Consider the following 238-nt stretch of genomic DNA (forward strand, 5'->3'; position numbering starts at 1 on the left):
CCTCACGCGGCTCCACGCCGAGGCTTTCGGCCACGCGGTGGACTTCCTCGTTATTCAGCCACGCCAGGCGTTTTTTCTGGCTGCGCAGGTTGAAGAACAGCTTGCGCTGGGCCTTGGTGGTCGCGACTTTCACGATGCGCCAGTTGCGCAGGATGAACTCGTGGATTTCCGCCTTGATCCAGTGCACGGCAAACGATACCAGGCGCACGCCCATCTCAGGGTTGAAGCGCTTTACAGC

At 60.5% G+C, this 238-nt stretch carries 1 protein-coding gene; it reads right to left on the reverse strand.

Features of this window, described 5'->3' with window-relative positions; genetic code table 11:
* Positions 1-238: sigma factor-like helix-turn-helix DNA-binding protein (locus BEK98_RS47770; RefSeq protein ID WP_425276679.1), on the reverse strand; the 238-nt coding region annotated here is incomplete at both ends.

The organism is Streptomyces diastatochromogenes, assembly GCF_002242805.1.
Classification (GTDB): Bacteria; Actinomycetota; Actinomycetes; order Streptomycetales; family Streptomycetaceae; genus Streptomyces; species Streptomyces diastatochromogenes.